The sequence below is a fragment of the Nonomuraea sp. NPDC047529 genome, from assembly GCF_040642995.1.
Classification (GTDB): domain Bacteria; phylum Actinomycetota; class Actinomycetes; order Streptosporangiales; family Streptosporangiaceae; genus Nonomuraea.
Window position 1 is genome coordinate 222,768 of record NZ_JBEYTJ010000012.1, and the last position, 24,955, is coordinate 247,722.

Sequence of the window (24,955 nt, forward strand, 5' to 3'; positions counted from 1 at the left end):
TCACCCCATGCACGGAACGGTCGGACTCATCGGCGCGGGCGGCATCGCCAACGCGCATCTCCCGGCCTGGCTCGACCTCGGCTACGACGTCGTGGTCTTCTCCGTCGCCGACGACGCGGAGCGGCTCATCGCCCGGCACGGCGGCGGGCGGTCCGTGGCCGGCCTGGAGGAACTGCTCGGCGCGGCCGACGTCGTCGACATCTGCACGCCGACGCACACCCACCGTGAGCTGGCGCTCGCCGCCCTTGAGCACGGCCTCCCGACGGTGTGCGAGAAACCTCTGACCCGCACACTCGGAGAGGCGGAGGACCTCGTCGCGCGGTTCGCCGCGGCCGGGGTGCCGCTCTTCCCCGCCCACGTCGTCCGGTACTTCGCCGAGTACGAGGAGCTGTGGCGCGCGGTGACGCGCGGCGACGTGGGCCGCGTCGGCGTGCAACGCCACACCCGCCAGGGACGCAGCCCGCAGAGCGGCTGGTATCTCGACGAGCACCGCTCGGGCGGCGTGCTCCTCGACCTCATGATCCACGACATCGACGTCGCCCGCTGGATCGGCGGCGACGTCGAGCGGGTGTTCGCCCGGACGAACGTCGTGGACGGCAGCCAGAGCACGCAGGCGTTCCTGACGCATGCCGGGGGCGCGATCTCCGTGCTCACCGCGACCTGGACCACCGCTCCGATCGAGTTCCGGACGCAGTTCGAGGTCGCGGGGTCCGGCGGCGTCCTGCACGGCGACTCCGCCGAGCGCCGCGCCTTCCGCTACGAGGGACACGCCGAGCCCGGCGCGGACCTCCTTCCTGACTTCTCCCCTCTCACCAGCCCCTATCGCGCCGAACTGGCGGATTTCATGCGGTCCATCGCGACCGGCGCAGCGCCGAGGGTCACCGCCCTCGACGGCCTTGAGGCCATGCGCATCGCCGACGCCGTGGCCCGCTCGGCCGCCGCCGGCCTGCCCGTCGACCTTCAGCCCACCAAGGAAGAGGTTTCTGCCGCATGAGGATCGGAATCCTCTCCTTCGCCCACCTGCACGCGACCGAGTACGCCGCCGCGCTGCGCCGTGCCGGCGACGTCGAGATCGCGGCGTGCGACGCCGGCCACGCCGACCGCCCCACGGGGGAGCCCGGCGGCCGTGCGCTCGCCGACGAGCTCGGCATCGGCTGGTTCGAGACCGAGGAGGACCTCTGGGCCTGGCGGCCGGACGGCGTGGTGATCTGCGCCGAGAACGTCAGGCACCGCGAGCTCGCGGTCCGCGCCGCCGCCGAGGGTGTGCACGTGCTGTGCGAGAAGCCGCTGGCGACGTCGCTCGCGGACGCGGCCGAGATGCTCGGCGCCGCCCGCGCCGCGGGCACCGTGCTGATGACGGCGTTCCCGGTCAGGTTCGCCCCCGCCTACGCCGAACTGCGCGCGGCGGTACGACACGGCGACCTCGGCCGGATCGTCTCCATCGCGGCCACGAACTGCGGCGGCGTGCCCACCACCCGGGACTGGTTCGTCGACCCGGCGCGCAGCGGCGGAGGCGCCCTGACCGACCACGTCGTGCACGTGGCCGACCTGCTCGCCGACCTCCTGGACGAGGACCCCGTCGAGGTGTACGCCATCGCCAACACGATCCCGAACCCGGCGCAGAACGGCGCCGCCGCACCGGTCGAGACCGCCGGGCTCGTCTCCCTGCTCTACCGCGACGGCGCCATCGCCTCGATCGACTGCTCCTGGTCGCGCCCGCCCGGCCGGCCCAACGCTGGCGACCTGGTCACGCTGACCGTCGTCGGCACCGAGGGCGTGGCCGAGATCGCGCCCTTCGCCGGCGTCCTGACCGGCTGGAACAGCCGCGGCGCGGTCGCCGCCGGGTACGGCGCGCCGCTGGACGACCTGCTGATCCGCGCCTTCCTCGACGCGGTGCGCACCGGCGAGGCCCGCCAGCCGGACGCGAGGGCGGGCTACCGCACCGTCGCGCTGGTCGAGGCGGCGTACCGGTCGCTGACCGAGACGGCCCCCGTGCGCCTTGAGATGGAGAACCGATGAGACGCGGCCCGCTGTCCCTGGCCCTTTCGTTAGCGGTCGCCGCGGCCCTGGCCGTCGTGCCCGGTCACGCCGCCGCCGCGACGGCCGCCGAGACGCCGACCCCCCGCACGACGGTCACCTTCACCGACACCCACGAGGTGCTGCACGGCAACCCGTACACCGGCACCGCCTTCGACATCAACTCGCCCAAGCCCGCGGGCCAACGCGGCTGGGTCTTCGCCGACGACCCCGCGATCACCGCGTTCATCGACGGCAAGGAGAAGATCCCGGACGAGGCGGACATCGTACGGCTCCAGATCGCGTGGGCCGACTTCGAGCCCGACGACGACGCCTTCACCTGGGACCGCCTGGACGCGTTCATGAAGCGCATCGTCGAGCAGGGCAAGACCGTGGAGTTCCAGCTCCTCATGTCCGAGGCGCCGGACATCCAGAACGACCCGAGCGTCTTCGCCTACGAGTACCCGCCCGCCTGGCTCTTCGACAAGCTCGGCGCGGGGTTCCGGCTCGCGCCGTACAACACGGTCTACAAGTCGCGGCAGCCGATCTACCACGACCCGATCTACCTCGCCGAGCTCAAGGAGGCGGTCGGCGCCTTCGCGGCCCGCTACGACACGAACCCGGGGATGGCCTGGGTCGACCTGCGCGCCTTCGCGCTGTTCGGCGAGTGGTCCGGCTGGAACGACGCGATGAACTTCCCCTGGCCCGACAACGCCACCCGCTCGAAGACGCTGCGCGCGATCATCGACATCTACGCCGACGCCTTCACCCGGACGATGGTCATGATGCCGAACCCCGGCGCGGACGTCGTCGCGACCGACCCCGACGCCGACACCCAGGCCAAGCGGTACGTCGCGTTCGGCTACGACCAGGCCGCCCGCAACGAGAACTGGGGCCTGCGGTCCGACACCGTGAACAGCGCCTTCCCGTGGATGCAGTACGGCACCGGCAGCGAGAACGTGTGGATCAACCGCAAGCTCCGCCGTGACCTCATCCAGGTCTCGGAGGGCGCGGGCTGGGACAGCGGGATCATGCTGAACAACCCGCGGCTCGTCGTCAAGAACGCGCTGGAGGCCTACCACTCGAACCTCCAGGGCATCAACAACACGAGCTTCGCGCAGTGGCAGGCGATGAAGGACGCGTACGGCGAGTGGTTCACGACGCTCGGGCGCTACTCCGGCTACCGGTTCGTCATGCCGCGGGCGACGTACGACTCACAGGTCACGGCCGGTGGCCGGTTCACGCTCGCCCACACCTGGACCAACAACGGCGTCGGCTTCAGCCCGCGCAAGTACCCGCTGGAGGTACGCTTCACCGACCGTGCCACGGGCGAGGTGGTGTGGCGCGGCACCGACGACTCGCTCGACCAGACGAAGTGGTTCAAGGGGGACGTGCGCGAACTGCGCTCGGCGTTCACGCTGCCCGCGGGCGTCCCCGCCGGAACCTACGACGTCGGGGTCGCCATGCTCGGCGCCGACGGCAAGCCGCGCATCGAGCTGGCCATGCCGGACGGCGCCGGCAAGGTGTACCCGATCGGCACGATCAAGGTCGTGCCCGAGGTCACGCGTCCGGCGGCGCTCGCCGCGCCGCTCACCCAGTTCAGGATCGAGAACGAGGACTACACCGAGGCCAAGGGCGCGTACGGCGTCGAGGCGCCGCCCGAGGGCGGCTTCGGCTCGGTCTACCTGGACGAGGCCGGTGAGTGGGCCGAGTACGACAACGTCGTGGTGCCCGCGAGCGGGACCTACCGGGCCGAGTTCCGCGTGTCGTCGGAGCAGGGCAACCGCTTCCGGGTCGAGGTGGACGGCCGGGACGCGCTGGGCACGGTCACCGTGCCGGACTCCGGCGGCTACAACGTCTACCGGACCGTCGAACGCGACCTCACCCTTCCCGAGGGCCGCCACACGATCCGGATCATCCGCGAGGACGGCCGCTGGTTCTTCATGAACTGGATGCGGTTCACCCGCGAGCGGCCCGAGTCGATCACGATCCAGGCCGAGAAGCCCACCGCTCAGGAGGGCGTCTGGCTCGCCGCCGAGGACGCGGTCAGCGACGACGGCACCCCCGGCGTCTCGGTCGTCGACACCGGCGACTGGCTGCGGTACGACGACGTCGAGGTGCCCGCGAGCGGCGACTACCTGCTGCAGTTCCAGTACTCCACGGTCAACGCCGACCCGCTGACGTTCCGGGTCGAGGTCGACGGGACCGACGTCTCGGGCGGGCTGAGCCTGCGCGACACGGGCGGCGTCAACCGCGTCCGGACGGAGGACTTCGTCCTCCCGCTGACCGCCGGCACCCACTCGATCAAGGTGGTGTGGACCGAGGCCCACTCCAACATCGTGTGGAACCGGATGCGCTTCGACCTCCAGGGCGCCGCCGAGCAGACGATCGAGGCGGAGCACTACACCATGCAGTGGAACCTGGGCCAGGAATGGGCCTGGAAGGGGGCCGACACCGGCGTCGTCGTCGGCACGTACCAGGGCCCCGACGGCCCCGTGCGCGCGGTCGGCCACGTGGACGAGGGCGACTACCTGCGCTACGAGAACGTCCTCGCGCCGCACACCGGGCTCTACCGGGTCGCGTTCACCGCCGCGTCCGGCAAGGCCACCTCCTTCCGCTTCGAGGTCGACGGCGACCGGTACCCGGTGCACGTGCCGGACACCGGCGGCGACGGCCACTTCACGACCGTCGGCACCTGGGTGAAGCTCACCGCGGGCGCGCACACGTTCCGGATCGTCGCCGAGGGGACGGGCCTGCTGCTCGACGCGTTCACCGTCACCGCGGGCACCGCCGCGACCAAGGCGCTCGTCGCGACCGGCGCCACCGCGCTCAAGGCCGGCCAGACCGCCACGATCACCACCGAGGCCGTGCACGCCGACGGCAGCCGCACCCAGGTCTCCGACGGCGTCACCTACGTCAGCTCGGACCCGTCGGTCGCCACGGTGGACGCGCACGGCGTGGTGAAGGCGGCGTCCTGGGGATCGACCACCATCACGGCGATCTACGACGGCCTCTCGGACGGCTATTCGCTGACCGTCACCGACCCCGCGCTGCTCCTCACCCACGTCAACGACGACGACCCGCGAGTGACGTACTCCGGCGCCTTCGGCGTGGACCGGGGCCGCGGACTCGGCGACTACGGCGACGACGTGCACTACTCCACCGAGAAGGGGGACTACGCCGAGCTCACCTTCACCGGCACCGGCATCAGCTTCCTCACCGAGCGCTACACCGACATGGGGGTCGTCGACCTCTACGTGGACGGCGAGCTGCGGGCCTCGGCGGACTGCTACGGCCCGGTCCGGCAGGGGCAGCAGCGGGTGTTCCGGGCGAGCGGCCTGGAGCTGGGCGAGCACACGATCCGCGTCGTCAACAGGCAGAGCGCCGCCGACACCGGACGGATCGCCATCGTCGACGCCTTCGTCGTCGAGGTGCCGCGCCCGTGGGCCGACGGCGCCGAGCTCACCGTCACGAAGAAGCAGAACTCGGTGCGGCTCGCCTGGCCCAGGTCGCCGATCGCGACCGGCTACGCCGTCTTCGACGGTGACACCGAGGTCGCCCGCGTCCCGGCGAACAAGACCAAGGCGAAGCTCGCCGCGCTCGCGCCCGGCTCGGCGCACACGTTCACGGTACGTCCGGTGCTGCCGGGCGGCGCCGTGCTGACCTTCGGACTGACCGTACAGGTGACGCCATGACCTCCTTGCGCAAGGGACTGCTCCGGATCGAGGGAGCCGCCGACCCGGTCTCCGGGACGCTGCCGATCCTGACCGGCGTGCCCCCCACCACCGGGGACGGCGTGGGCGTCGACGACGAGATGCGCCGGAACCTGGCCTACGGCCGGCCGCGCTCGCTCCTGCCCTACACCCGCCAGTGGGGGTACGGCCGCGAGCGCGCCGAGCGCGAGCTGCCCACGGTGGTCCTGGAGAACGACCTGCTCACCGCCACGTTCCTGCCGGGGTACGGCGGGCGCCTGTGGTCCCTCGTCCACCGGCCCAGCGGCCGGGAGCTGCTGCACCGCAACCCGATCCTCCAGCCCGCCAACCTCGCCCTGCGGGACGCGTGGGTCGCCGGCGGGGTGGAGTGGAACCTGGGCACGACCGGGCACTGGCCGCTGACCTGCGAGCCGCTGCACGCGGTCCGGGCCACCGCCGCCGACGGGACGCCGGTGCTGCGCATGTTCGAGTTCGAGCGGCTGCGGCGGCTGATCGTGCGGATCGACGCCTGGCTGCCCGCCGGGTCGCCGGTGCTCTACGTGCACGTCTCCCTCCACAACCCCGCCCACCAGGTCACGCCGGTCTACTGGTGGTCCAACATCGCCGTCCCGGAGAGTGCGGGGAGCCGGGTGCTCTGCCCGGCCGATCGCGCCTTCCACTTCGACTACGTGAGCGATCTGCGGCACGTGGACTTCCCGGGCGTGGACGGCGCGGACGGGGCCGACCGCAGCTACCCGGCGCGGGCCGTCCGGGCGGCCGACTACTTCCTGGACCTGCCCGAGGGGGAGCGCCGCTGGATCGCGGCCCTGGACGAGGCCGGGTCGGGGCTCGTCCAGACCTCCACCGGCAGGTTGCGCGGGCGCAAGCTGTTCTGCTGGGGGGACACGGCCGGCGGCCGGCAGTGGCAGGAGTGGCTGTCCGGCCCCGGCTCGCCGTACCTGGAGATCCAGGCCGGGCTCGCCAGGACCCAGCTGGAGCACCTGCCGATGCCCGGCGGCGCGACCTGGTCCTGGGTGGAGGCGTACGGCCGGCTCGACGTCGACGCGGCGGCCGCGCACGGGAACTGGCGGGAGGCGTGCGCGGCGACGGCCGAGGCGCTGGAACGGCTCGTCCCTCCCGCCCGGCTGGACGAGGCGCTCGGGGAGGCGGCGTCCTTCGGGCCGCCCGAGGAGTGGCTGGCCGAGGGGTCCGGCTGGGGCGGGCTGGAGGGACTCGACGGCTTCCCGCCGCCGGGCCCCGCACAGGAGCCCTGGGGGCACCTACTGGCCACCGGCCGGCTGCCGGTCTGCGACCCGCCCGCGCCTCCGATCACCGGCCGGCACTGGAGGGAGGCGCTGGAGGGCAGCGCGGACGACTGGCACGCGTACTACCACCTGGCCCTGATGCGCCTGGCCGACGGTGAGGACGACGCGGCCCGTGACGCCTGCGAGCTGTCCGTCGGCGCGCGGAGGACCCCATGGGCGCTGCGCGTCCTGGCCTTCCTCGCCGCGTCGCCGCAGGAGGCGGCCGACCTGCTGCTCGAAGCCCACCGGCTGCGCCCGGACCTGCGGGAACTGGCCGTCGAGACCCTCGACGCCCAGCTCGTGGCCGGGCGGTGCGAAGCGGCGCTCGCCCTGATCGAGGAGCTGCCCTACCGCGACCACGGCCGGATCCGGCTGGCCGAGGCCAGGGCCGCGCACGCGACCGGCGACGACGACCGCCTGCGCCGCCTGCTGGCGGAGGGCATCCGCGTCGACGACCTGCGCGAGGGCGAGGTCTCCCTCGACCGGCTCTGGCTGGCCGTCCACCCCGGCGAGCCCGTCCCACCCCGGTACGACTTCCGCATGTCCGGATGAGCCCCGGCTGTCAGAAGTAGTCGGCCGGCCAGTGGGCGGCGTTCGCCGCGCCGACCACGGGCGCCGGGTCGCCCAGGACCGCGCGGGCCATCCCCGTGCGGTCCCGCTCCGGGACGACGCTCGCGAACAGGTGCGGCAGGGCCGGGTCGTCCCAGGTCAGCCTGGCCCTGCCGGTGCCGACGCCCCTGGCTTCCGCCTCGGCGGCCAGGGCGGAGAGCACCTCGGGCACGTCCCCGGCGACCTCCAGCACGTCGAGCACGCCGCCCTCCCATCGGACGGCGGCGTACCCGGCGTCCCCGGCCAGCAGTTCGACCGGGTCGCCGTACCAGATCGGCAGCCGGTCGCGCCAGTGCGCCTCGTCCCGCACGGCGGTCAGCGGACGCCGCGCGTTGTGCCGGTCGTACAGGTCACGCAGGAGGGCCGCGTCACCCGCGGCGAGCCCGCGCAACCTCCGCCCGCCCGCGGCGGGCCGGCGCAGCGGGCCGGACACGGTCCGCAGCTCGAAGACGGACCACTCCTTGTAGACCCCGGGCGTGCCGGTGAACAGCAGCGACCAGGCGCAGCCGTCGGCCGCCATCGCCTCGGTAGCCATCGCCAGCAGCCGCCGGACGTGCCCCCGGCCGCGCACCGACGGATGGGCGGCGACGTTGGCCACCCCGCCCACCAGCACCTCGCCGCCCAGGCCGTCGTGGACCCGGCGCGGCAGGTAGTACACGCACGCCGACACGTCGCCGGTCACGAACGTCCTGCCGTACCGGCCGGGGTCGGTCTCGTACAGGGGCACCACGTGCGGGGCGTCGAAGCAGGCGGCCCACAGCGCGTGGAGCGCCTCGCGGTCGCCGGGACGGGCGGTGCGCAGCGGCGTCACCCCATCCTCCCCAGGTGCTCCGGCGTCACCTCGTGCTCCAGCGGGACGCCGCCGGCGTACCGGGCGATCTCCTCGGCCACCAGCCTGCCCTGGCGGGCCCGGCCCGAGTCGGTGCCGGCCGCCTGGTGCGGGGTGAGCAGCACGTTCGGCAGCCCGCGGAACGGGTGCCCGACCGGCAGTGGCTCCTCGTCGAAGACGTCGATCGCCGCGTCCAGCCGTCCCGTGCGCAGCTCGGCCAGCAGGGCGGCCTCGTCGACCAGCCACGACCGGGCGGTGTTGACCAGCCCGGCGCCGTCGGGCATCAGCTCCAGCTCCCGCGCCCCGAGCAGGTGGCGCGTCTCCGGCAGCGCCGGGGCGTGCACGGCGACGATCCGGCTGGTGGACAGCAGCTCGTCCAGCTCGACGGCGCCCTCGTGGTACGGGTCGGCCACGGTGACCTCGGCGCCCAGCGCGCGGACCAGGTCGAGGTAGGCGCGGCCGGTCCTGGAGGCGCCGATGACGCCGATCGGGCAGCCGAGGATCTCCCGCCTGGCCGGCGCGCGCTCGGCCTCCTCCCACGGCAGGCCGCCGCGCAGGGCGTGGTCGAAGCGGTGCACCTGGTGCAGCAGTGCCAGCGTGAAGGTCAGCGCCACCTCCGCGACCGACCGCGCCATGCCCGCGCCCGCCTGCGTCACCCGGACGCCGCGCGCCCACAGCTCGCCGGTGACGAACGGCTTGACCGTCGCCCCGGTGTGCGCGACCAGCCGCAGCCCAGGCGCCCGATCGAGCAGCTCGGCGGTGAGCGGTGGCACCCCCCACGACGTCACCAGCACCTCGGTGCCGGGCAGCGCCTCGGGCAGCGCGCGGTGGTCGTCGATCAGCCGCACGTCCCCCAGGGCGGTCAGGGCGGCGGGATCGGGGAAGAACTGCGCACGCAACCCCGGCGGGACGCTGACCAGGACGCGCACGGGGGAGTCAGGAGAGCCAGGCATCGCGGTGTTCCGCCACGAAGTCGTCGTCGGTCAGCCACGGGTAGGCGGCGCTGACGCGGGCCAGCTCCTCGGCCTGGCCGGGGGACAGGCCCTCGGCGGGGTCGAGGCACCAGGTGCCCGCCAGCAAACCCTGCCTGCGCAGCACCTCGTGCACGCCGGCGATGCACCCGGCGAAGGCGTTGGCGGCGTCGAAGACGGCGGCGTTGGCGTCGGTGAGCGCCGTGGCCCGGCCCCACCACGGCGCCGGGTCGTCGCGCAGGCCCTGGGCCATCTCCACCGCCGCCCGGGTCCACACCGCCCACTGGCCGAGCAGCCCGCCGACGAAGCGCGCCCCGCCGGGCAGCTCGGCCAGCAGGTCGCCGATGATGTGGTCGTCGTTGCCCGTGTACAGCGCGACCTGGTCGGCCCGGTCGGAGGCGGCCACCCCGTGCGCCACGTCCAGCGAGCGGTAGCGGTCGAACGCCGCCACCTTCACCGCGACCGTGGACGGCTGGTCGGCCAGCGCCCGCCAGAAGCCGCGCGACAGCACCGGCCCGCCGATGGCCGTCTGCAGGTAGAAGCCGACGACCGGCAGCACCTCGCCCACGGCCGCGGCCCGCGCCAGCAGATCGCCCTCGGAGGCGCCCGGCACGACCGGCGACAGCAGCACGGCGTCGTACCCGAGGGAGGCGGCCAGCTCGGCCTCGGCCACCGCCTGCGCGGTCGGGCCGCACGCCCCGGCGACGAGCACCGGCGGCTCCCCGGAAGACCGCCGGGCGGACTCCCGGCTCACGTCGGCGGCCAGGCGGAGGACCGGCTCCAGCAGCCCGGCCCGGCGGATCTCGAACTGGGTCGTGTGCACGCCCACGGCCAGGCCCCCGGCGCCCGCCGCCAGGTAGTACCGGGTGAGGGCGGCCTGGCGGCGCTCGTCCAGCGTCCGGTCCGCGGTCAGCGCGAGCGGGTGCGCGGGGATGACGGTCCCCGCCCGCAGGCGCGACAGCGCGGCATTCGGCGTGAGCATCAGAATCTCCCGTCTCGTACGGCGAACTTGGTGGGTTTGCCCGACGTCGGCAGCCCGGCGGACAGCCAGGCGGCCTGCCAGTCGACGAGCGTGCCCAGCGGGACGTCCGGGTAGCCGAAGAGCCGGTGACAGAGGGTGGCGTCGTTCAGCAGCGCCGTCGCGGCCTCGGACCCCTCGAAGGACACCGGCGTGCCCAGACGCGCGCCGAAGGCGGCGGCCACCCGGCGCACCGAGGCGGTCTCGGGCCCGGTCAGGTTCAGCGTGAACGGCGTGCCCGACGTGGCGTGGGCGAGCGAGCGCAGCACGACCTCGTTGGCGTAGCCCTGCCAGACCACGTTGACGTGGCCGGTCGTCACGTCCACCGGGGCGCCGGACAGCACCCGCTGCCCGATGTCGGCGAGCACGCCGTACCGCAGGTCCACCGCGTAGTTGAGGCGGACGAGCGTCACGGCCGTGCCGCGGGTGGCGGCCGCGTGCTCGAAGATGCGCTCGCGTCCGAGGCAGCTCATCGCGTACTCGCCCACCGGCCCGACCGGGTCGCCCTCGGCGCTGCCGCCCGACGAGACGGGCACCAGCGGGTAGACGTTGCCCGTGGACAACGCGGCGACGCGCGCGTGGCCGTACCTGTCGGCGACGCGGGCGGGCAGGGCCGCGTTGACGACCCAGGCGAGGTACGGCGCGGCCGACGTGCCGAACTTCGCCCCGACCATGAAGACCACGTCCCCGGCGTCGGGCAGCGTGCCCAGGTCGCCGTCGAGCAGGTCGAAGGGGACGACGTCCACGCCGTGCGCGGCGAGGGCGCCGGCGGCCGCGCGGTCGGACCAGCGGGAGACGGCGAAGACGCGGTCGGCGCCGCGCCCGGCGGCGTCCAGGCCGCGCCGGGCCAGGCGGCACAACGTGGGCCCCATCTTGCCCCCGGCGCCCAGCACGACCAGGTCGCCGGAGCCGGCGGCGAGGTCGGCCACGAGCGACTCGGACGGCCGCGTGAGGCGCTCTTCCAGTTCGTCGACGGAGGTGAACATCAACCCTTGATCCCCGACATCGTGACTCCTTCGGTGAAATAACGCTGGCCGACCAGGTAGGCGGCGAAGATCGGTACGAACGCGACCGTGGCACCGGCCAGCACCACGCTGAGCGGCACGTTCTCCGTCTGCAGGGAGGCGATGCCCACGGTCAGAGTGCGCATGTCGGCGCCGCCGCCGATGATGAGCGGCCAGAGCAGGTCGTTCCAGTGCCACAGGAAGACGAAGACGCCCAGCGTGGCCAGGATCGGCTTGCACAGCGGCAGGACGATCCTGATGAAGATCCGCCACTCGGAGGCGCCGTCGAGCCGGGCCGCCTCGAACAGCTCGTCCGGCAGGCCCATGATGAACTGCCGCATGAGGAAGACCGCCTGCGCGTTGGCGAGCGTCGGCAGGATCAGCCCCCAGTAGGTGTCCACCCCGCCCAGCTCGGCGATGAGCATGAAGGTCGGGATGAGCGTCACGTGGTAGGGCACCATGACCATGGCCAGGAACGACCAGAACATGGGCTCGCGGCCGGGGAACCGTTTCTTGGCGAAGGCGTACCCGGCCAGCGAGGCCAGCAGGAGCACGGCCACCACGCTGACCACGGAGTAGATCAGCGTGTTGACCGTCCAGGTGACCAGGTCGCGCCCGCCCAGCACCTCGCCGTAGGCGCCGAAGTCGACCGGCCAGGGCAGCATGCTCTCCGGGAACGTCACGGCCGTGCCCGGCTTCAGCGACAGCACGACCATCGCGTAGAAGGGGAACAGCGTGACCGGCGTGGCGACGGCCAGCAGGACGAACCTGACGACCTTCCCGCCCCTCGTCGGCTCCAGCGCCTTGTACGAGCGATACTTCGTCACTTCGACCTCCCGATGATCAGGCGCTGGATCAGCGCGACCACGAGGGTCATGACGAACAGCGCGACGCCGATGGCGCTGGCGTAGCCGAAGTCGAAGTTCTTGAACGCCTGCTCGTACAGGGCCATGACCAGCGTGAAGCTGCCGTGCGCCGGGCCGCCGCCGGTCATCACGTAGACCAGGTCGAACACCTGGAAGGAGTTGGTCGTCTCGATGACGGCGACGAAGAACAGCGCGGGGCGCAGCTGCGGGGCCACGATGTAGCGGAACCGCTGCCAGGTGGAGGCGCCGTCGGTGAGCGCGGCCTCCTCCAGCTCCCGCGGCAGGTCCTGGAGCCGGGCCAGGACGATCAGCATGCCGTACCCGAACCTGGACCAGACCGAGACGATCACCAGCGCCGGGATGACCAGCGTGGTGGAGGCCAGCCAGGACTGCCCGGTGAGCTTGGTGATCGGCCCCTCGGAGGAGAACAGCCAGGTGAAGACCGTCCCGGCCAGGACCAGGCTGGTGACGACGGGCAGGAAGAAGACCGAGCGGAAGAACGCGGCCCCGCGGAAGGCGCGGCGCACCAGCAGCGCCATGCCCACCGAGGCCGCCATCGACGCCGGCACGTACAGGATCGTGTAGATCAGCGTGATGCGCAGCGACTCCCAGAAGACGGGGTCGGCGGCCATCCGCCGGTAGTTGTCCACGCCGGTCCACTCCGGGCTGGCGCCGATGGAGGAGTCGAAGAACCCCAGCAGCACCCCGGCGACGGACGGGCCGAACCGGAACAGCAGGAAGAGCAGGAGGCACGGCAGGACGAACAGCAGTCCGGTCCGCGCCTCCCACCGCCTGACGTCGATCGCCGCCATCAGCCACCCAGCAGCGCGTCCGCGGCCTTGGCCGCGTCGGCGAGCGCCTGCTCGGGCGTCTTCTTGCCGATCAGCGCGGCCTGGATCTCGGGAGCCAGGACGCCCATCACGTCACGCGCCTTCTCGTGCAGCGGCCCGGCCGTGGTCAGGTCGAGCGCCTTCTCCACCTCGGCCTGCACCGGGTCGTCCGCGTACAGCGAGCCGGTGGACTTGCGCGGCGAGAAGTAGCCGGAGGCCAGGTCGTAGGCCTTGCTCGGGGCCGCGCCGGTGGCGAAGCCGATCCACTTGCCCGCCGCCTCCTTGTTGTCGGAGGCCTTGAGCAGGGACAGCGAGCCGACGGTGCCGTAGGCGACCTGCTTGGCGTCGGTCAGCGGCGGCAGCACCTTGATGTTCTCCTTGCCCCAGAACGACTCGACGTCGGCGGGGAGCTGCTGCCAGGTGCAGGCCACCTTGTTCTGCGCGGTCCTGGTCTGCTCGAACTTGGGCAGCCCGGTCAGCAGGTCCTTCTCCACAAAGCCGCCGTCGGCCAGGTTCTTCAGGAACGTCAGCGCCTTGACGCCCTCGGGGCCGCCGAAGGCCGCCGACCTGCCGTCGGGGCTGAACACGTCGCCGCCCGCCTGCCACAGCAGCGGGTAGAACGACTGGTTGAGGGTGGCGGCGGGGTCGGCCCAGTAGTTGGTGACGTCCACGTCCTTGGCCTTGAACTTCGGGGCCAGGGTGAGCACGTCGTTCCAGGTCTTGGGGAACTCGGTGATCCCGGCGGCGTCGAAGGCCTTCTGGTTGCAGACCAGCGGGTTGGCCGACATGAGGATCGGCGCGCCCATGACCTTGCCGTCGATGGTGACCGACTTCAGGGCGTTGTCCCGGTAGTCGGCCTTGTCGGCGAGGTAGGCGTCCACCGGCTCCAGCGTCCTGCCGTACTTGGGGAGCTGGTCGGGGATGAGGTAGACCACGTCGGGCGCCTTGTTGCCGGCGATCGCCGTGGACAGCGCCTCGTCGCGCTTGGCCCACGGGTAGATCTCGACCTTGACGTCGATGTTCGGGTTGGCCGCCTCGAACGCCTTGGTCTGCTCGTCCCAGAACGCCTGGTGCTTGGCCTGGTCGGCGATGTTCGGGTAGATCCACATGGTCACGGTCTGCTTCTCGTCGCCTCCGGAGCCGCCGCCGCAGGCGGTCAGGGTGCCGAGGGCGGCCGCAGCGGCGGCCAGCGCGCGCAGTCGCATGATCGTTCCTTCCTAGGATGCCGGCACGGTGACGACCGTGCCGCTGTGCCGGGCCTTCTCGGCGGCGAAGACCGCGAGGTGGCTGTGGAGCGACTCGGTGGGGCCCGAGCGCACGTGTGCGGGGTCGCCGGTGGCCAGCGCGGTGACGAAGGCGTCCATCACGCCGTCGTCCCCGCCGCCGTGGCCGTCGCCGGCGTTCGAGCCGGTCTCGGTGACGTCGCGACGGGTGCTGCGGCCGTCGCGGAAGTCGAGCACCTCGACCGACTCGCCGTCGCCGATCAGCCGCCCGTGGGTGCCGAAGATCTTCGTCTGGCGGTGGGTCTGCTCGGTGAAGGCGGTCATGGTGAACGTCGCGGTCGCCCCGCCGGTCAGCTCCATGGCGAGCACCTGGTGGTCGACCACGTCGTTGTCGCAGGCGTACACGCACCTGCCGTACGGGCCGGTGCGCAGGGCGTCCATGACCTGCTCCTCGTTCTCGCCCAGGACGCTGGTCGGCCAGTCGTAGCCGCGGTTCAGGTACAGCCGGGGCGCCGAGTACGGGCACCCGGGCTCCAGCACGCAGTCGAGGCAGCGGTCGGCGGCCTGCGCCGGTCGCCGCTCGGGCCTGAAGTGGCCGAGCGAGCCGAAACTGGCGACCTTCTCGATCCTGAGCCCGGTGACGTAGGCCAGCCAGTCCAGGTCGTGGGAGGACTTGGCCAGCAGCATCGGGCTGGCCAGGCGCTCGCTGCGCCAGGGGCCGCGCACGTAGGAGTGCGCCTGGTGCCACCAGCCGACCGGCTCCAGGTGCTCGACGCTCATGACCTCGCCGAGCACCCCGCTGTCCACGGTCTCCTTCACCAGCGCGGTGTAGGGCGTGTAGCGCAGCACGTGGCAGACGGCGAGCAGCACGCCCGTCCCGGCGACGGCCGACACGATCTCGCGGCACTCCTGCTCGGTCGGCGCCATGGGCTTCTCCAGGAGCAGCGCGTAGCCCGCCCGCGCCAGGGCGATGGCGGGCTCGACGTGCAGGCGGTCCTGGGTGGACAGGACGACGGCGTCGGCCACCCGCTCGCGCAGCAGCTCGCGCCAGTCGCCGAACTCGCGCACCCCGGGCCCGGCCAGCCTGGCCCGGCGGACGGGGTCGGGGTCGGCCACGGCGACCAGCTCCGCCCGGTCGGGGTGGGCGGCGATCCAGGAGGCGTAGGTCTGCCCCCGGTTGCCCGCCCCCGCGACGGCCAGCGTTACTTTACGCACCTAAATCACCAGATTTCCCGAGGTAAGGACCTTCGGCCCGTCGGCCGGCAGCTCCCTGGCGACGCCCTCCTCGACGTTGCCCGTGTGCTGGACCACCTCGAAGGCCTTGATCGACAGGCGGCCGCCGCCGAACTGGCAGCCGGTCGCCGTGTAGCGGTTCCTGCCGGAGTCGAGCTGGACGTGGGCTCCGGCGTTCTGGCTCCGGACCCCGGCGAGCTGCCAGGAGACCAGCCCGGCGCCGTCCACCCGCGACAGCCCGGCCTCGGCCAGCTCGGTGCCGCCGTCGAGGCGGACGCGCTGGTCGGCCTTGCCGGCGGCGGCCAGGCCCACGTTCTTGACCGTGCAGCCGGTCAGCGACACCGACCCGGCGAGGACCAGCGGGGCCGCGCCCTCGGCGCCGTTCAGCGTGGAGCCGGACAGGCGCAGGTCGGCGCCGTTGAAGGCGTTGCCGTTCAGGCCGTGGAACGTGGTGCGGCTGACGTGCACCGGCGCGGTCACGTTCGCCTGGACGATCTCGCTCTTGGCCGGGACGGTGAAGACGCAGCCCTCGATCAGGTTGGGACGGCGCGACAACTTCGACTGCTGGGAGACGATCAGCGTGTGGCTGGCCGAGCAGCCGCGCATCTGCACGCCGTCGGCGTTGACCCAGATCATGCCCGAGCCCTCCAGCGACGGCTTGCCGATGACCTGGAGGTCCTCCAGCGTCAGGTCGGTGATCTTCACCCGGGCCACGAACCACGAGCAGACGTGCTTGCGCACCGTGATCCGCTTGGCCGCCGAGCCCCAGGCCGCGCCGGAGTTGGCGAAGGTCATCAGGCCGGAGTTGCCGGTGTAGGTCAGGTCGTGCTCGTACTGGCCGTGGGTGACGAACGGCCCCTGGTCGTCGCCGTCGCCGTGGCAGTTCTCCACGTAGCAGTAGGCGCTGGCGGTGAAGTCGTTCAGGTGGCGGGCGTTGGCCGTGTGGCAGTCGCGGACGTGGCCGTACAGGCAGTAGATCTGCTGGGTCAGGTAGCCCGCGCCGCCCCAGGTCACGCTGGCGGGGTTCTTCAGGGTGCAGCGCTCGGTGCGGAAGTGGGTGGCCCAGCGCCGCATGATCAGCGGCCAGAACGTGCCCGTGCCGTGGAGGCCCTCGACGTCGCAGTGGACGGCGTACTCGTAGGCCAGCGGGTGCGAGCCGGTGTACTGGTCGCCGTCCGCGACGCCCTCGAAGCGCAGGTTGCGCACGTGCACCCGCTCGACCGGCTCGACGAGCGTCCAGGTGATCGTCCGGCCGGCGGCCAGCTCCCAGCCGTTCTTGTAGTTCACCCGGACGTGCGTGCCGTCGACGATCTGGGTGATCTCGACCAGCTTCTGCAGCTCGCGCTCCCAGCGGCCGGACAGCGCGTTGACCTCGGCGCTCCACCACTGCCCGACCTTGAAGGCGGCGGAGTCGGCGACCTCGAAGACGTCCGACAGGTCGGGCACCGCGGCGCCCAGCTTGTGGGTGACCGTGGTCGAGGTGACCTTGCCGCGGAAGAACATGACCGCCGCGAACGGGTCGTCCTGGCCGGCCTTCTCGATGCCCACGGTGCGCATCGTGTGACCGCCGAAGTCCAGCACCAGGCCGGAGCGCTGGAACTTGTGCCGCTTGACGAAGTTGAGGTCGCTGTGGGCCTCGATCCTGGAGACGGCGGGGTCGTTGACCATGGCCTCCAGGGCGGCGTCCGCGGGCGTCCTGTCGTCGAAGACGCCGAAGGCCCGGAAGTCGAGGCAGCCGTCGTGGAGCTGGATCCAGCGGCCCTTCGGCGCGGAGCCGAGCACGGTGCCGCCGTTGGCGGCGGCCGTGGAGGCCGCGTCCCAGCGCACGAGCTTGCCGCCGCCGTCGCCCGGCTTGAGGTAGCCCGCGACCTGCGCCAGTGTGCCGTCCGCCAGCTTGGCGGCCTCGAAGGCGAGCAGCTCGGCGACGGTGCCGACCGCCTGCACCTCGTCCTTGGGCTTCTTGTCCGGCTCGGCGAGCGCGGGCCTGGCCGCCAGGACGGTGCCGACAGCCGCTAAACCGGTGACGCGCAGGATGTCACGACGTTCCATGGGTGGTTCCTTACAGTGCGAGGGTGTCGGCGATGAGGACGCGGGGGCCGGCGGGCGGGAAGGCGCGCTCGACGCCCTCCTCGGTGCAGCCGGTGTGCACCAGGACGGTGGCGGCGGTCAGGTCGAGGCGGCCGCCGGTGAAGCGGGAGCCGGCGGCGCGGAAGCGGTTGTCGCCGCCGGTCAGCTCGACGCGGGTGGCGTCGGCCGTGCAGGCGGCCAGTTCCCAGGTCAGGACGCCCGGACCGGCGGCACGGCCGAGGACGGCGCCGTCCAGCGTGACGCCCTCCAGGCGCAGCCGCTGGTCGCGTACGGCGCTCAGTTCGATCCGCACGCCGTCGACCCGGCCGCCGCTGATCACGACGTCGGACGAGCCCAGCGAGACCTGGCCCTTGCCGCTCAGGACGCACCCGGTGAGGCGCAGGGGACCGGAGCCGCGCAGGGTGGCGCCGTCGAGCCCGGTGATGACGCACTCCTTGAAGTGCAGCGCGTTGCTCACCGGCGTCTGGACCAGCACCTGGTCCTTGGGCAGGTCGAAGGAGCAGCCCTCGATGACGTTGGGGCGGCCGGAGCGGTTGGAGCGCTGGCCGATCGCGACGGTCTTGGCCGAGCAGCCGCGCATGTGCAGGCCGTCGGCGTTCACCTGGAGCGTTCCCGCCGGGTCGAACGTCGAGCGGGGGATCACCCGCACGTCCTCCAGCGTCAGGTCGGTGATCTTCGTTCCGGCCACGAACCACGAGCACAGGTGCTTGCGCACGGTGATGCGCTTGGCGCTGGTGCCCCACAGGGCGCCGCTGTTGGCGATGTCCATGAGGCCGGAGTTGCCGGTGAAGACCAGGTCGTGCTCGTACTGGCCGTGGGTGGTGAAGGGGTTGCCGCCCTCGTCGTCGCCGTCGCCGTGGCAGTTCTCGACCGTGCAGTAGGCGCTGGCGGTGAAGTCGTTGAGGTGGCGGACGTTGGAGGTGGTGCAGTCGGCGACGTGGCCGTACAGGCAGTAGATCTGCTGGGTCAGGTAGCCCGCGCCGCCGTACATGACGGTCGGGGGGTTCTTCAGGCTGCAGCGCCGGGTGCGGAAGTGGGTGCACCAGCGCCGCATGATCACCGGCCAGAAGCTGCCGGTGGCGTGGACGTCCTCGACGTCGCAGTGGACGGCGTACTCGTAGGCGATCGGGTGCGAGCCGGTGTACTCGTCGCCGCCGGGCGCGGCCACGAAGCGCAGGCCGCGCACGTCGACGCGCTCGACCGGGTTGACCAGCGTCCAGGTCAGCGTACGGCCGGCCGCCAGCTCCCAGCCGTTCTTGTAGTTCACCCGGACGTGCCGGTCGTCGACGATCTGGGTGACCTGGACCAGGCGCTGGAGCTCGCGCTCGTACGTGCCCGCCAGCGCGTCGACCTCCACGGCCCACCACTGGCCGACCCGGAACGAGCGGGAGTCGACCTCGAAGACGTCGGCCAGGTCGGGGATCGTGGCCGTGAGCGTGCCGGTGACGGTGGTCCGGGTCCGCTCGCCCTGGAAGAACAGGACCGCGCCGAAGGGGTTGTCGTGGCTGTTCTTCTCGATGCCCTCGGTGGTCATGGTGTGGCCGCCGAAGTCGAGCACGACGTCCGAGCGCCGGAAGGTGTGGCGCCTGACGAAGTTGAGGTCGGTGTGGGCCTCGATCCTGGAGACGGCCGGGTCGTTGACCATGGCCTCCAGCGCGGCGTCCGCGGGCGTCCTGGGGTCGAGGACGCCGAAGGCCCGGAAGTCGAGGCGGCCGTCGTGGAGCTGGATCCAGCGGCCCTTCGGCGCGGAGCCGAGGACCGTGCCGCCGTTGGGGGGCGCGGTGGAGGCCGCGTCCCAGCGGACGAGCTTGCCGCCGCCGTCACCGGCGCGATGGTAGCCCGCGACACGCAGCAGCGTGCCGTCGGCGAGTCGGGAGGCGTCGAGCGCGAGCAGGCGTGCGACGTCGCTTACATGGTTCATGGGGGGAGGCCTTCGGGAACGGGGTGATGGGAAGGCCGGGCGTGCGAAGGCGGGCAGGCGGCGGCGCTGCGGCCCAGGACGTCCGGCGCCGGGGCCGCGGCGCTCGGAGTCGGATCTTCGCCCGAAACGATTGGCGAGGACGCTAGACAGTGGTGGCGGATCTGTCAAGCCGTCACGCGGGATGCCCGAGCTGCTGGGAGATCATCGCCGCGGTCTCCCGCACCTCCCGGCCGAGCTCCTGGTAGCGCCAGGCGGGCAGGTCGCGCTTGAGCGAGGTGATGCTGATCGCGCCCACGCAGGCGCCGGTGTGGTCGCGCAGCGCGCTGCCGATGCAGAAGATCCCGTCGGCGTCCTCCTCGTCGTCGACCGCGTAGCCGAGCTCCCTGACGGTCTTCAGGTGGGCCAGCAGCAGCGGCAGCTCGGTGATCGTGTGGCCGGTCCGGCGCGGCAGGCCGACGTGGCCGACGACCTTGGCGACCTCCTCGTCGCTCATCTCGGCCAGCAGCGCCTTGCCCAGCCCGGTGCAGTGGGGCAGCTCCCTGGTGCCCATCCGCAGGTCGACCTGGATGCGCTCGCCGTTGCTCACCTGGTCGACGACGACCGCCTGCCCGGCCTCGGGCACGGCGAGCCGGGAGTTCATCGCGGTCCGCTCGGTGAGCTCGACCAGCGCCGGCCGCGCCACGTCGCGCAGCGAGAGCTGTGCCTGGGCCCTGGCCCCCAGCCTGGCCAGCGCCATGCCCAGTCGGTAGCGGCGGTTCATGCCCTCGCCGTCGTCGGCGACCAGGCTGTAGCCGCGCAGCGTGTAGAGCGTGGCGAAGGCGGCGCTCTTGCTCAGCCCGCAGGCCGCGGCGATCTCGGTCACGCTCATGCCGCCGCCCGGCCCCACACGGGACAGGACCTCCAGCACCTCGGCGGCGCGGGCGACGCTGCGGACCCAATATCGCGATTCCTCAGCAGCAGTGTTCGTCACAGCCGAACAGCTTAGCGGAATTCATCGTTGACCCCCACCCATCTTCGTGTTTCAATCTCCCTCGTCTGTTCGGTATTGCCAAACACTGTTCGGAATTTGTGGCGGATGACCAGCGCTCCCTAGGCCGGGCCGGGCCGGGAAGCGCGTCAGAGGAGAGAGATTTGAAGCACCTAGCCGAGCGCGCACGCCAGGTCATCCCCGGCGGCGTGAACAGCGGGCAGCGCAGCATCCCCGGGCTCACCGACCTGGTGATCACCCATGCCGCCGGCGCCCGCTTCCGCGACTCGCAAGGACGGGAGTTCGTCGACTACCACGCCGCCTTCGGCCCGCCGCTGCTCGGCCACAACGACCCCGACGTCGGCGCGGCCGTCGCCGAGGCCGGCCGTACGGTCGACCTGTGCGGCGTCGGCGTCACCACGGGTGAGGTCGAGCTGGCCGAGACGCTGGCCGAACTCGTGCCGAGCGTGGAGAAGGTGCTCCTGACCAGCACCGGCAGCGAGGCCACCTTCCACGCCCTGCGCGTGGCCAGGGCCGCGACCGGCCGCCGGCTCGTGGTGAAGTTCCAGGGTTGCTACCACGGCTGGCACGACGCGGTCAGCCTCAACGTGATCTCCACGCCGGAGAAGGTCGGCACGCACGACCCGATCTCGACCGGCATCCTGCCCGAGGTGCTCCAGGCCACGCTGGTCCTGCCGTTCAACGACGCGGAGGCCGTCCGCCGGGCGTTCGCCGAGCACGGCGACGACATCGCCGCCGTCATCCTGGAGCCGGTGCCGCACAACGTCGGCTGCCTGCTGCCCGAGCAGGAGTTCCTCCAGACGCTGCGCGCCGAGTGCACCAGGTCGGGGAGCGTGCTGATCTTCGACGAGGTCATCACCGGCTTCCGTCACCACCTGGGCGGCTGGCAGGCGATCTCCGGCATCACCCCCGACCTCACCACCATGGGCAAGGCGATCGCGAACGGCTACCCGGTGGGCGCGCTCGGAGGCCGCGCCGATCTCATGGAGCTGTTCAGCTCGCGGCCCGGCGGCCCCGCCTTCTTCGCCGGCACCTACAACGGCCACCCGGCCGTCGTGGCGGCCGCCCTGGCCACGCTGCGCAAGCTGCGCGAGCAGCCGGTGCACGAGCACGTCTTCCGCCTCGGCGAGCGGATCAGGACCGGGCTGGCCGAGGTCTTCGCCTCGCTGGACCTCCCGGCGCTGGTCAGCGGTTACGGCTCGGTCTTCGTCGGATATTTCATGACCGGACCCGCCCGCACCTACGACGACCTGCTGCGCAATGATGCCAACATGTTCATCGGGTACCGCCGCCGCCTGCTGGAGCACGGCATCTTCGAGCTGCCGCTGAACCTCAAGCGCAGCCACGTCTCCTACGCCCACACCGACGCCGACGTCGACCACCTGCTCGAAGCGGCCGCCGCCGCGGCCACCCTGGCCCGCGGCGACGTGCTCGACCTCACCGACGCCAGCACGATGGGCGGAGCCGATGCTCACCGTTGACACCAGGCGCCCGGTCGGGCCCGCCGGCCGGATCAGCCGCGTCGAGACCCTCTCGCTCGGCACCGCCTGGCGCGACTTCTCCTACGTGCGCGTCCACACCGACGAAGGTCTGAGCGGCATCGGCGAGATCACCCACCCCTACCGGGGCCGGGAGACCTGCTCGCTGACCGAGGCCATGGCGCAGCGCCACCTGATCGGCGCCGATCCCTTCGACGTCGAGGAGATCTGGCTGCGGATGTACCAGGGCGACTTCCTGCGCGGCGGCGACGTCGGCGGCATCGTCGTCTCCGGCGTCGACCAGGCGCTCTACGACATCATGGGCAAGGCGCTGGGCGTGCCCGCCTACCGGCTGACCGGCGGTGCCTGCCGCGACTCGGTGCGCGTCTACGCCAACGGCTGGTACACCGGCGAGCGCGACCCGCAGGTGTTCGCGGCCAAGGCCAAGGAGGTCGCCGCCCGCGGCTACACCGGGCTGAAGTTCGACCCGTTCGGGGCCGGGCTGGGCGAGCTGTCCCGGGCCGAGCTGCGGCTCTCGGTCGACATCGTCGCGGCCGTCCGCGAGGCCGTGCCGGACCTCGACCTCTTCGTCGAGGGGCACGCCCGCTTCGCGATGCCGACCGCCGTCCGGCTGGTGCGCGAGCTGGAGCCGTTCGACCTCGGCTGGTTCGAGGAGCCGCTGCCCTGGACGCACATCGAGCGCTACGCCGAACTGCGCGCCCGCGCCGCCATGCCCATCTCCGGCGGCGAGCACTTCCACAACCGCTACGAGTACGCCCGGCTGTTCGCCACCGGCGCGGTCGACATCATCCAGCCCGACCTGTCGATGGCCGGCGGGTTCACCGAGATCAGGAAGCTCGCCGCGCAGGCCGACGTGCACGCCATGCTGGTCGCCCCGCACAACTCCAACTCCCCGCTGTGCACCACGGCCTCCGTGCACGCCGTGCTCGGCATGCCCAACCTGCTCGTCCTGGAGACGTTCGACGGCATGCTGGAGCCGTACGTCTTCGACGCGCTGAAGGGCGCCCTGCCCGTGGTCGACGGCCACATCGGGCTGCCGGAGCGGCCGGGGCTCGGCGTCGAGCTGGCCGACGAGGTCTTCGCCGAGCACCCGCCCTCCCACCGGTTCTGGAACATGTTCAAGGAGGGCTGGGAGAAGCGTGATCGTTGACGTCCACTCCCATCTGTTCACCTGCCCGGACGACGTCGGCGACCCGTTCGCGGCCGAGTCCGCCCGCGCGCACGGCGGTCACGTCGACCTGACCGTGCGCTGGGCGGACTACGCCGCCACCTCGCCCCCCGGCACCCGTACCGTTGTGGTGGGCGGCAAGGCCAGGCGCTCGGGCCTGTGGGTGGACGACGCCGCCGTGGCCGCCTACGCGGCCGAGCACCCCGACCGGCTCATCGGCTACCTGTCGCTGGACCCCACCCAGCCCGGTTGGCGCGACGAGCTGGAGCACGGCCACCGCGACCTGGGGCTGCGCGGCATCAAGCTCATGCCGATGTACGCCGGCTTCGACCCGGCCGCCCCCGAGCTGGACGACCTGTACGCCTACGCCGCCCGCCACGGCTTGCCGCTGCTCGTGCACACCGGGACCACGTTCGTCTCGGCCGCCCCCCTGCGGTACGCCCTGCCGGTGCACCTGGACGAGGTCGCCATCAGGCATCCGGAGCTGCGCATGGTCCTGGCCCACCTCGGCCACCCGTACGAGGGCGAGTGCATCGCGGTGATCCGCAAGCACCGCCACGTCTACGCCGACGTCTCGGCCCTGCACTACCGGCCCTTCCAGCTCTGGCACAGCCTGCGCCTGGCCCAGGACTACGGCGTGTGGGCCAAGCTCCTGTTCGGCAGCGACTACCCCTTCACCACGGTGGACGCCTCGGTGGAGGGGCTGCGGGCCGTCGGCGCGGTCCCCGGCATCCCCGGGCTGCCGCCCCTGGACGGTGAGGAGATCGAGAAGCTCATCCACCGCCCGTCGCTCGACCTGCTGGGGCTGTCATGACCGAACTGGCCGTGGTCACCGGGGCCGCCAGGGGCCTCGGCCAGGCCATCGCCGCGCGCCTGACGGCCGACGGCTACCGGGTGGTCACCGTCGACCGGCCGGGCGCGGGCTGCGCGTACGGCTTCGACCTGGCCGACACCGAGGGCCTGGCCGGGCTCGCCGACGACGTCCGGCGCGACCACGGGCCGATCCACGTCCTGGTCAACAACGCCGGGGTGGCTCGCCTTGAGCACTTCAACGAGATCACCGTGGCCGGCTGGCAGGCCGTCATGCGGGTCAACTGCGACGCGCCGTTCTTCCTGTCCCAGCGGGTGGCCGAGCACATGATCGCCGACGGCGTGCGGGGCCGGATCGTCTCCGTCTCCTCCAAGAACGGCCTCATGGCCGAAGCCGGCCTGGCCCACTACAACGCCTCCAAGGGCGCCCTGGAACTGATCACCCGTTCGCTCGCCGCCGAGCTGGGAGCCCACGGCATCACCGTCAACGCCGTCGCGCCCGGCATGATCGCCACCCCGATCGACGGCGACTTCCCCTTCGACCGCGAGGCCTTCGAGGCGGCGTGGGAGGAGCGCATCCCGCTGCGGGGCGGGTACGGCAGGCCGGACGACGTGGCCGGCGCGGTCGCCTACCTGGCTTCGGAGGCGGCCCGCTACGTCACCGGCTCCACCCTGGTCGTGGACGGCGGGGTGCTGGCCGACCAGATGCCGCGGCTGAGGTTCATGCCGCCGTACCGGAACTCGCTGCGACCCGGTTCCTGAATCCCGCGTCCGACCTGCGGCGCCCGGCCCGGTAATCGGCCCGGCGCCCCCGCCTTAGAGGGCTGCACCAAAACCACAGGCGGGAATCAACACCTCGGGACCCCAAGCCAAGAGGATAACAAAA

Annotated in this window: 19 protein-coding genes; 8 read left to right on the top strand and 11 right to left on the bottom strand. The window is 72.3% G+C overall.

Annotation, left to right across the window (positions count from 1 at the left end):
• Window positions 1-7: 7 nt before the first annotated feature.
• From ABZ815_RS21590 to ABZ815_RS21605, 4 genes are read left to right on the top strand one after another with little or no spacing between them, the layout of a single operon-like run.
• A complete protein-coding gene (locus ABZ815_RS21590; RefSeq protein ID WP_357700493.1) occupies window positions 8-994 on the top strand; it encodes a Gfo/Idh/MocA family oxidoreductase in 987 nt (328 codons plus the stop codon).
• Window positions 991-2,019: a Gfo/Idh/MocA family oxidoreductase gene (locus ABZ815_RS21595; RefSeq protein ID WP_357700495.1), complete on the top strand. Its 1,029-nt coding sequence runs from the start codon at window positions 991-993 to the stop codon at window positions 2,017-2,019. The genes ABZ815_RS21590 and ABZ815_RS21595 overlap by 4 nt, the downstream gene beginning before the upstream one ends.
• On the top strand, window positions 2,016-5,711 hold the full coding sequence (locus ABZ815_RS21600; protein ID WP_357700497.1) for a carbohydrate-binding protein: 3,696 nt from the start codon (window positions 2,016-2,018) through the stop codon (window positions 5,709-5,711). The genes ABZ815_RS21595 and ABZ815_RS21600 overlap by 4 nt, the downstream gene beginning before the upstream one ends.
• Window positions 5,708-7,564: a DUF5107 domain-containing protein gene (locus tag ABZ815_RS21605; protein ID WP_357700498.1), complete on the top strand. Its 1,857-nt coding sequence runs from the start codon at window positions 5,708-5,710 to the stop codon at window positions 7,562-7,564. Before ABZ815_RS21600 ends, ABZ815_RS21605 begins: the two co-directional genes overlap by 4 nt.
• Window positions 7,565-7,574: 10 nt before the next feature.
• Here the strand turns inward: ABZ815_RS21605 and ABZ815_RS21610 are convergent, their stop codons facing one another.
• The 11 genes from ABZ815_RS21610 to ABZ815_RS21660 form a co-directional block, all read right to left on the bottom strand.
• Window positions 7,575-8,432 carry a GNAT family N-acetyltransferase gene (locus tag ABZ815_RS21610; RefSeq protein ID WP_357700500.1) on the bottom strand — a complete coding sequence of 286 codons (858 nt, stop codon included), beginning with the start codon at window positions 8,430-8,432 and terminating at the stop codon, window positions 7,575-7,577.
• A complete protein-coding gene (locus ABZ815_RS21615) occupies window positions 8,429-9,403 on the bottom strand; it encodes a hydroxyacid dehydrogenase (protein WP_357700502.1) in 975 nt (324 codons plus the stop codon). The genes ABZ815_RS21610 and ABZ815_RS21615 overlap by 4 nt, the downstream gene beginning before the upstream one ends.
• Entirely contained in the window at window positions 9,387-10,403 is a 1,017-nt protein-coding gene (locus ABZ815_RS21620) for a dihydrodipicolinate synthase family protein (RefSeq protein WP_357700504.1), read from the bottom strand. The genes ABZ815_RS21615 and ABZ815_RS21620 overlap by 17 nt, the downstream gene beginning before the upstream one ends.
• Window positions 10,403-11,425 carry an NAD-dependent epimerase/dehydratase family protein gene (locus ABZ815_RS21625; protein ID WP_357700506.1) on the bottom strand — a complete coding sequence of 341 codons (1,023 nt, stop codon included), beginning with the start codon at window positions 11,423-11,425 and terminating at the stop codon, window positions 10,403-10,405. Before ABZ815_RS21625 ends, ABZ815_RS21620 begins: the two co-directional genes overlap by 1 nt.
• Complete coding sequence (locus ABZ815_RS21630; RefSeq protein WP_357700508.1) at window positions 11,425-12,270, bottom strand: carbohydrate ABC transporter permease; 846 nt, start codon at window positions 12,268-12,270, stop codon at window positions 11,425-11,427. Before ABZ815_RS21630 ends, ABZ815_RS21625 begins: the two co-directional genes overlap by 1 nt.
• Window positions 12,267-13,121, bottom strand: coding sequence for a sugar ABC transporter permease (locus ABZ815_RS21635; RefSeq protein ID WP_357700510.1), 855 nt, complete (start codon window positions 13,119-13,121; stop codon window positions 12,267-12,269). The genes ABZ815_RS21630 and ABZ815_RS21635 overlap by 4 nt, the downstream gene beginning before the upstream one ends.
• Window positions 13,121-14,344 (bottom strand): sugar ABC transporter substrate-binding protein, encoded by a 1,224-nt coding sequence (locus ABZ815_RS21640; protein WP_357700512.1) that lies wholly within the window; start codon window positions 14,342-14,344, stop codon window positions 13,121-13,123. The genes ABZ815_RS21635 and ABZ815_RS21640 overlap by 1 nt, the downstream gene beginning before the upstream one ends.
• A 12-nt stretch (window positions 14,345-14,356) precedes the next feature.
• Complete coding sequence (locus ABZ815_RS21645; RefSeq protein ID WP_357700514.1) at window positions 14,357-15,577, bottom strand: Gfo/Idh/MocA family oxidoreductase; 1,221 nt, start codon at window positions 15,575-15,577, stop codon at window positions 14,357-14,359.
• Complete coding sequence (locus tag ABZ815_RS21650; RefSeq protein WP_357700516.1) at window positions 15,578-17,644, bottom strand: hypothetical protein; 2,067 nt, start codon at window positions 17,642-17,644, stop codon at window positions 15,578-15,580. It abuts the gene before it with no gap.
• Window positions 17,645-17,654: 10 nt separating this feature from the next.
• Window positions 17,655-19,604, bottom strand: coding sequence for a hypothetical protein (locus tag ABZ815_RS21655; RefSeq protein ID WP_357700518.1), 1,950 nt, complete (start codon window positions 19,602-19,604; stop codon window positions 17,655-17,657).
• A 172-nt stretch (window positions 19,605-19,776) separates the two neighbouring features.
• On the bottom strand, window positions 19,777-20,574 hold the full coding sequence (locus ABZ815_RS21660) for an IclR family transcriptional regulator (RefSeq protein WP_357700520.1): 798 nt from the start codon (window positions 20,572-20,574) through the stop codon (window positions 19,777-19,779).
• A gap of 161 nt (window positions 20,575-20,735) precedes the next feature.
• On the opposite strand from ABZ815_RS21660, the gene ABZ815_RS21665 reads away from it, so the two are divergent.
• From ABZ815_RS21665 to ABZ815_RS21680, 4 genes are read left to right on the top strand one after another with little or no spacing between them, the layout of a single operon-like run.
• Complete coding sequence (locus ABZ815_RS21665) at window positions 20,736-22,073, top strand: aspartate aminotransferase family protein (protein WP_357700522.1); 1,338 nt, start codon at window positions 20,736-20,738, stop codon at window positions 22,071-22,073.
• On the top strand, window positions 22,060-23,241 hold the full coding sequence (locus ABZ815_RS21670; protein WP_357700524.1) for a mandelate racemase/muconate lactonizing enzyme family protein: 1,182 nt from the start codon (window positions 22,060-22,062) through the stop codon (window positions 23,239-23,241). The genes ABZ815_RS21665 and ABZ815_RS21670 overlap by 14 nt, the downstream gene beginning before the upstream one ends.
• Entirely contained in the window at window positions 23,231-24,073 is an 843-nt protein-coding gene (locus ABZ815_RS21675; RefSeq protein ID WP_357700526.1) for an amidohydrolase family protein, read from the top strand. The genes ABZ815_RS21670 and ABZ815_RS21675 overlap by 11 nt, the downstream gene beginning before the upstream one ends.
• Window positions 24,070-24,831 (top strand): SDR family oxidoreductase, encoded by a 762-nt coding sequence (locus ABZ815_RS21680; protein ID WP_357700528.1) that lies wholly within the window; start codon window positions 24,070-24,072, stop codon window positions 24,829-24,831. The genes ABZ815_RS21675 and ABZ815_RS21680 overlap by 4 nt, the downstream gene beginning before the upstream one ends.
• Window positions 24,832-24,955: the final 124 nt, after the last annotated feature.

Excerpts from the sequence above, each read along its gene's own strand:
- ABZ815_RS21655 (WP_357700518.1), bottom strand. The coding sequence starts at position 19,604 with ATGAACCATGTAAGCGACGTCGCACGCCTGCTCGCGCTCGACGCCTCC.
- ABZ815_RS21590 (WP_357700493.1), top strand. The coding sequence starts at position 8 with ATGCACGGAACGGTCGGACTCATCGGCGCGGGCGGCATCGCCAACGCG.
- ABZ815_RS21670 (WP_357700524.1), top strand. The coding sequence starts at position 22,060 with ATGCTCACCGTTGACACCAGGCGCCCGGTCGGGCCCGCCGGCCGGATC.
- ABZ815_RS21615 (WP_357700502.1), bottom strand. The coding sequence starts at position 9,403 with ATGCCTGGCTCTCCTGACTCCCCCGTGCGCGTCCTGGTCAGCGTCCCG.
- ABZ815_RS21640 (WP_357700512.1), bottom strand. The coding sequence starts at position 14,344 with ATGCGACTGCGCGCGCTGGCCGCCGCTGCGGCCGCCCTCGGCACCCTG.
- ABZ815_RS21635 (WP_357700510.1), bottom strand. The coding sequence starts at position 13,121 with ATGGCGGCGATCGACGTCAGGCGGTGGGAGGCGCGGACCGGACTGCTG.
- ABZ815_RS21600 (WP_357700497.1), top strand. The coding sequence starts at position 2,016 with ATGAGACGCGGCCCGCTGTCCCTGGCCCTTTCGTTAGCGGTCGCCGCG.
- ABZ815_RS21620 (WP_357700504.1), bottom strand. The coding sequence starts at position 10,403 with ATGCTCACGCCGAATGCCGCGCTGTCGCGCCTGCGGGCGGGGACCGTC.
- ABZ815_RS21625 (WP_357700506.1), bottom strand. The coding sequence starts at position 11,425 with ATGTTCACCTCCGTCGACGAACTGGAAGAGCGCCTCACGCGGCCGTCC.
- ABZ815_RS21605 (WP_357700498.1), top strand. The coding sequence starts at position 5,708 with ATGACCTCCTTGCGCAAGGGACTGCTCCGGATCGAGGGAGCCGCCGAC.
- ABZ815_RS21680 (WP_357700528.1), top strand. The coding sequence starts at position 24,070 with ATGACCGAACTGGCCGTGGTCACCGGGGCCGCCAGGGGCCTCGGCCAG.
- ABZ815_RS21595 (WP_357700495.1), top strand. The coding sequence starts at position 991 with ATGAGGATCGGAATCCTCTCCTTCGCCCACCTGCACGCGACCGAGTAC.
- ABZ815_RS21650 (WP_357700516.1), bottom strand. The coding sequence starts at position 17,644 with ATGGAACGTCGTGACATCCTGCGCGTCACCGGTTTAGCGGCTGTCGGC.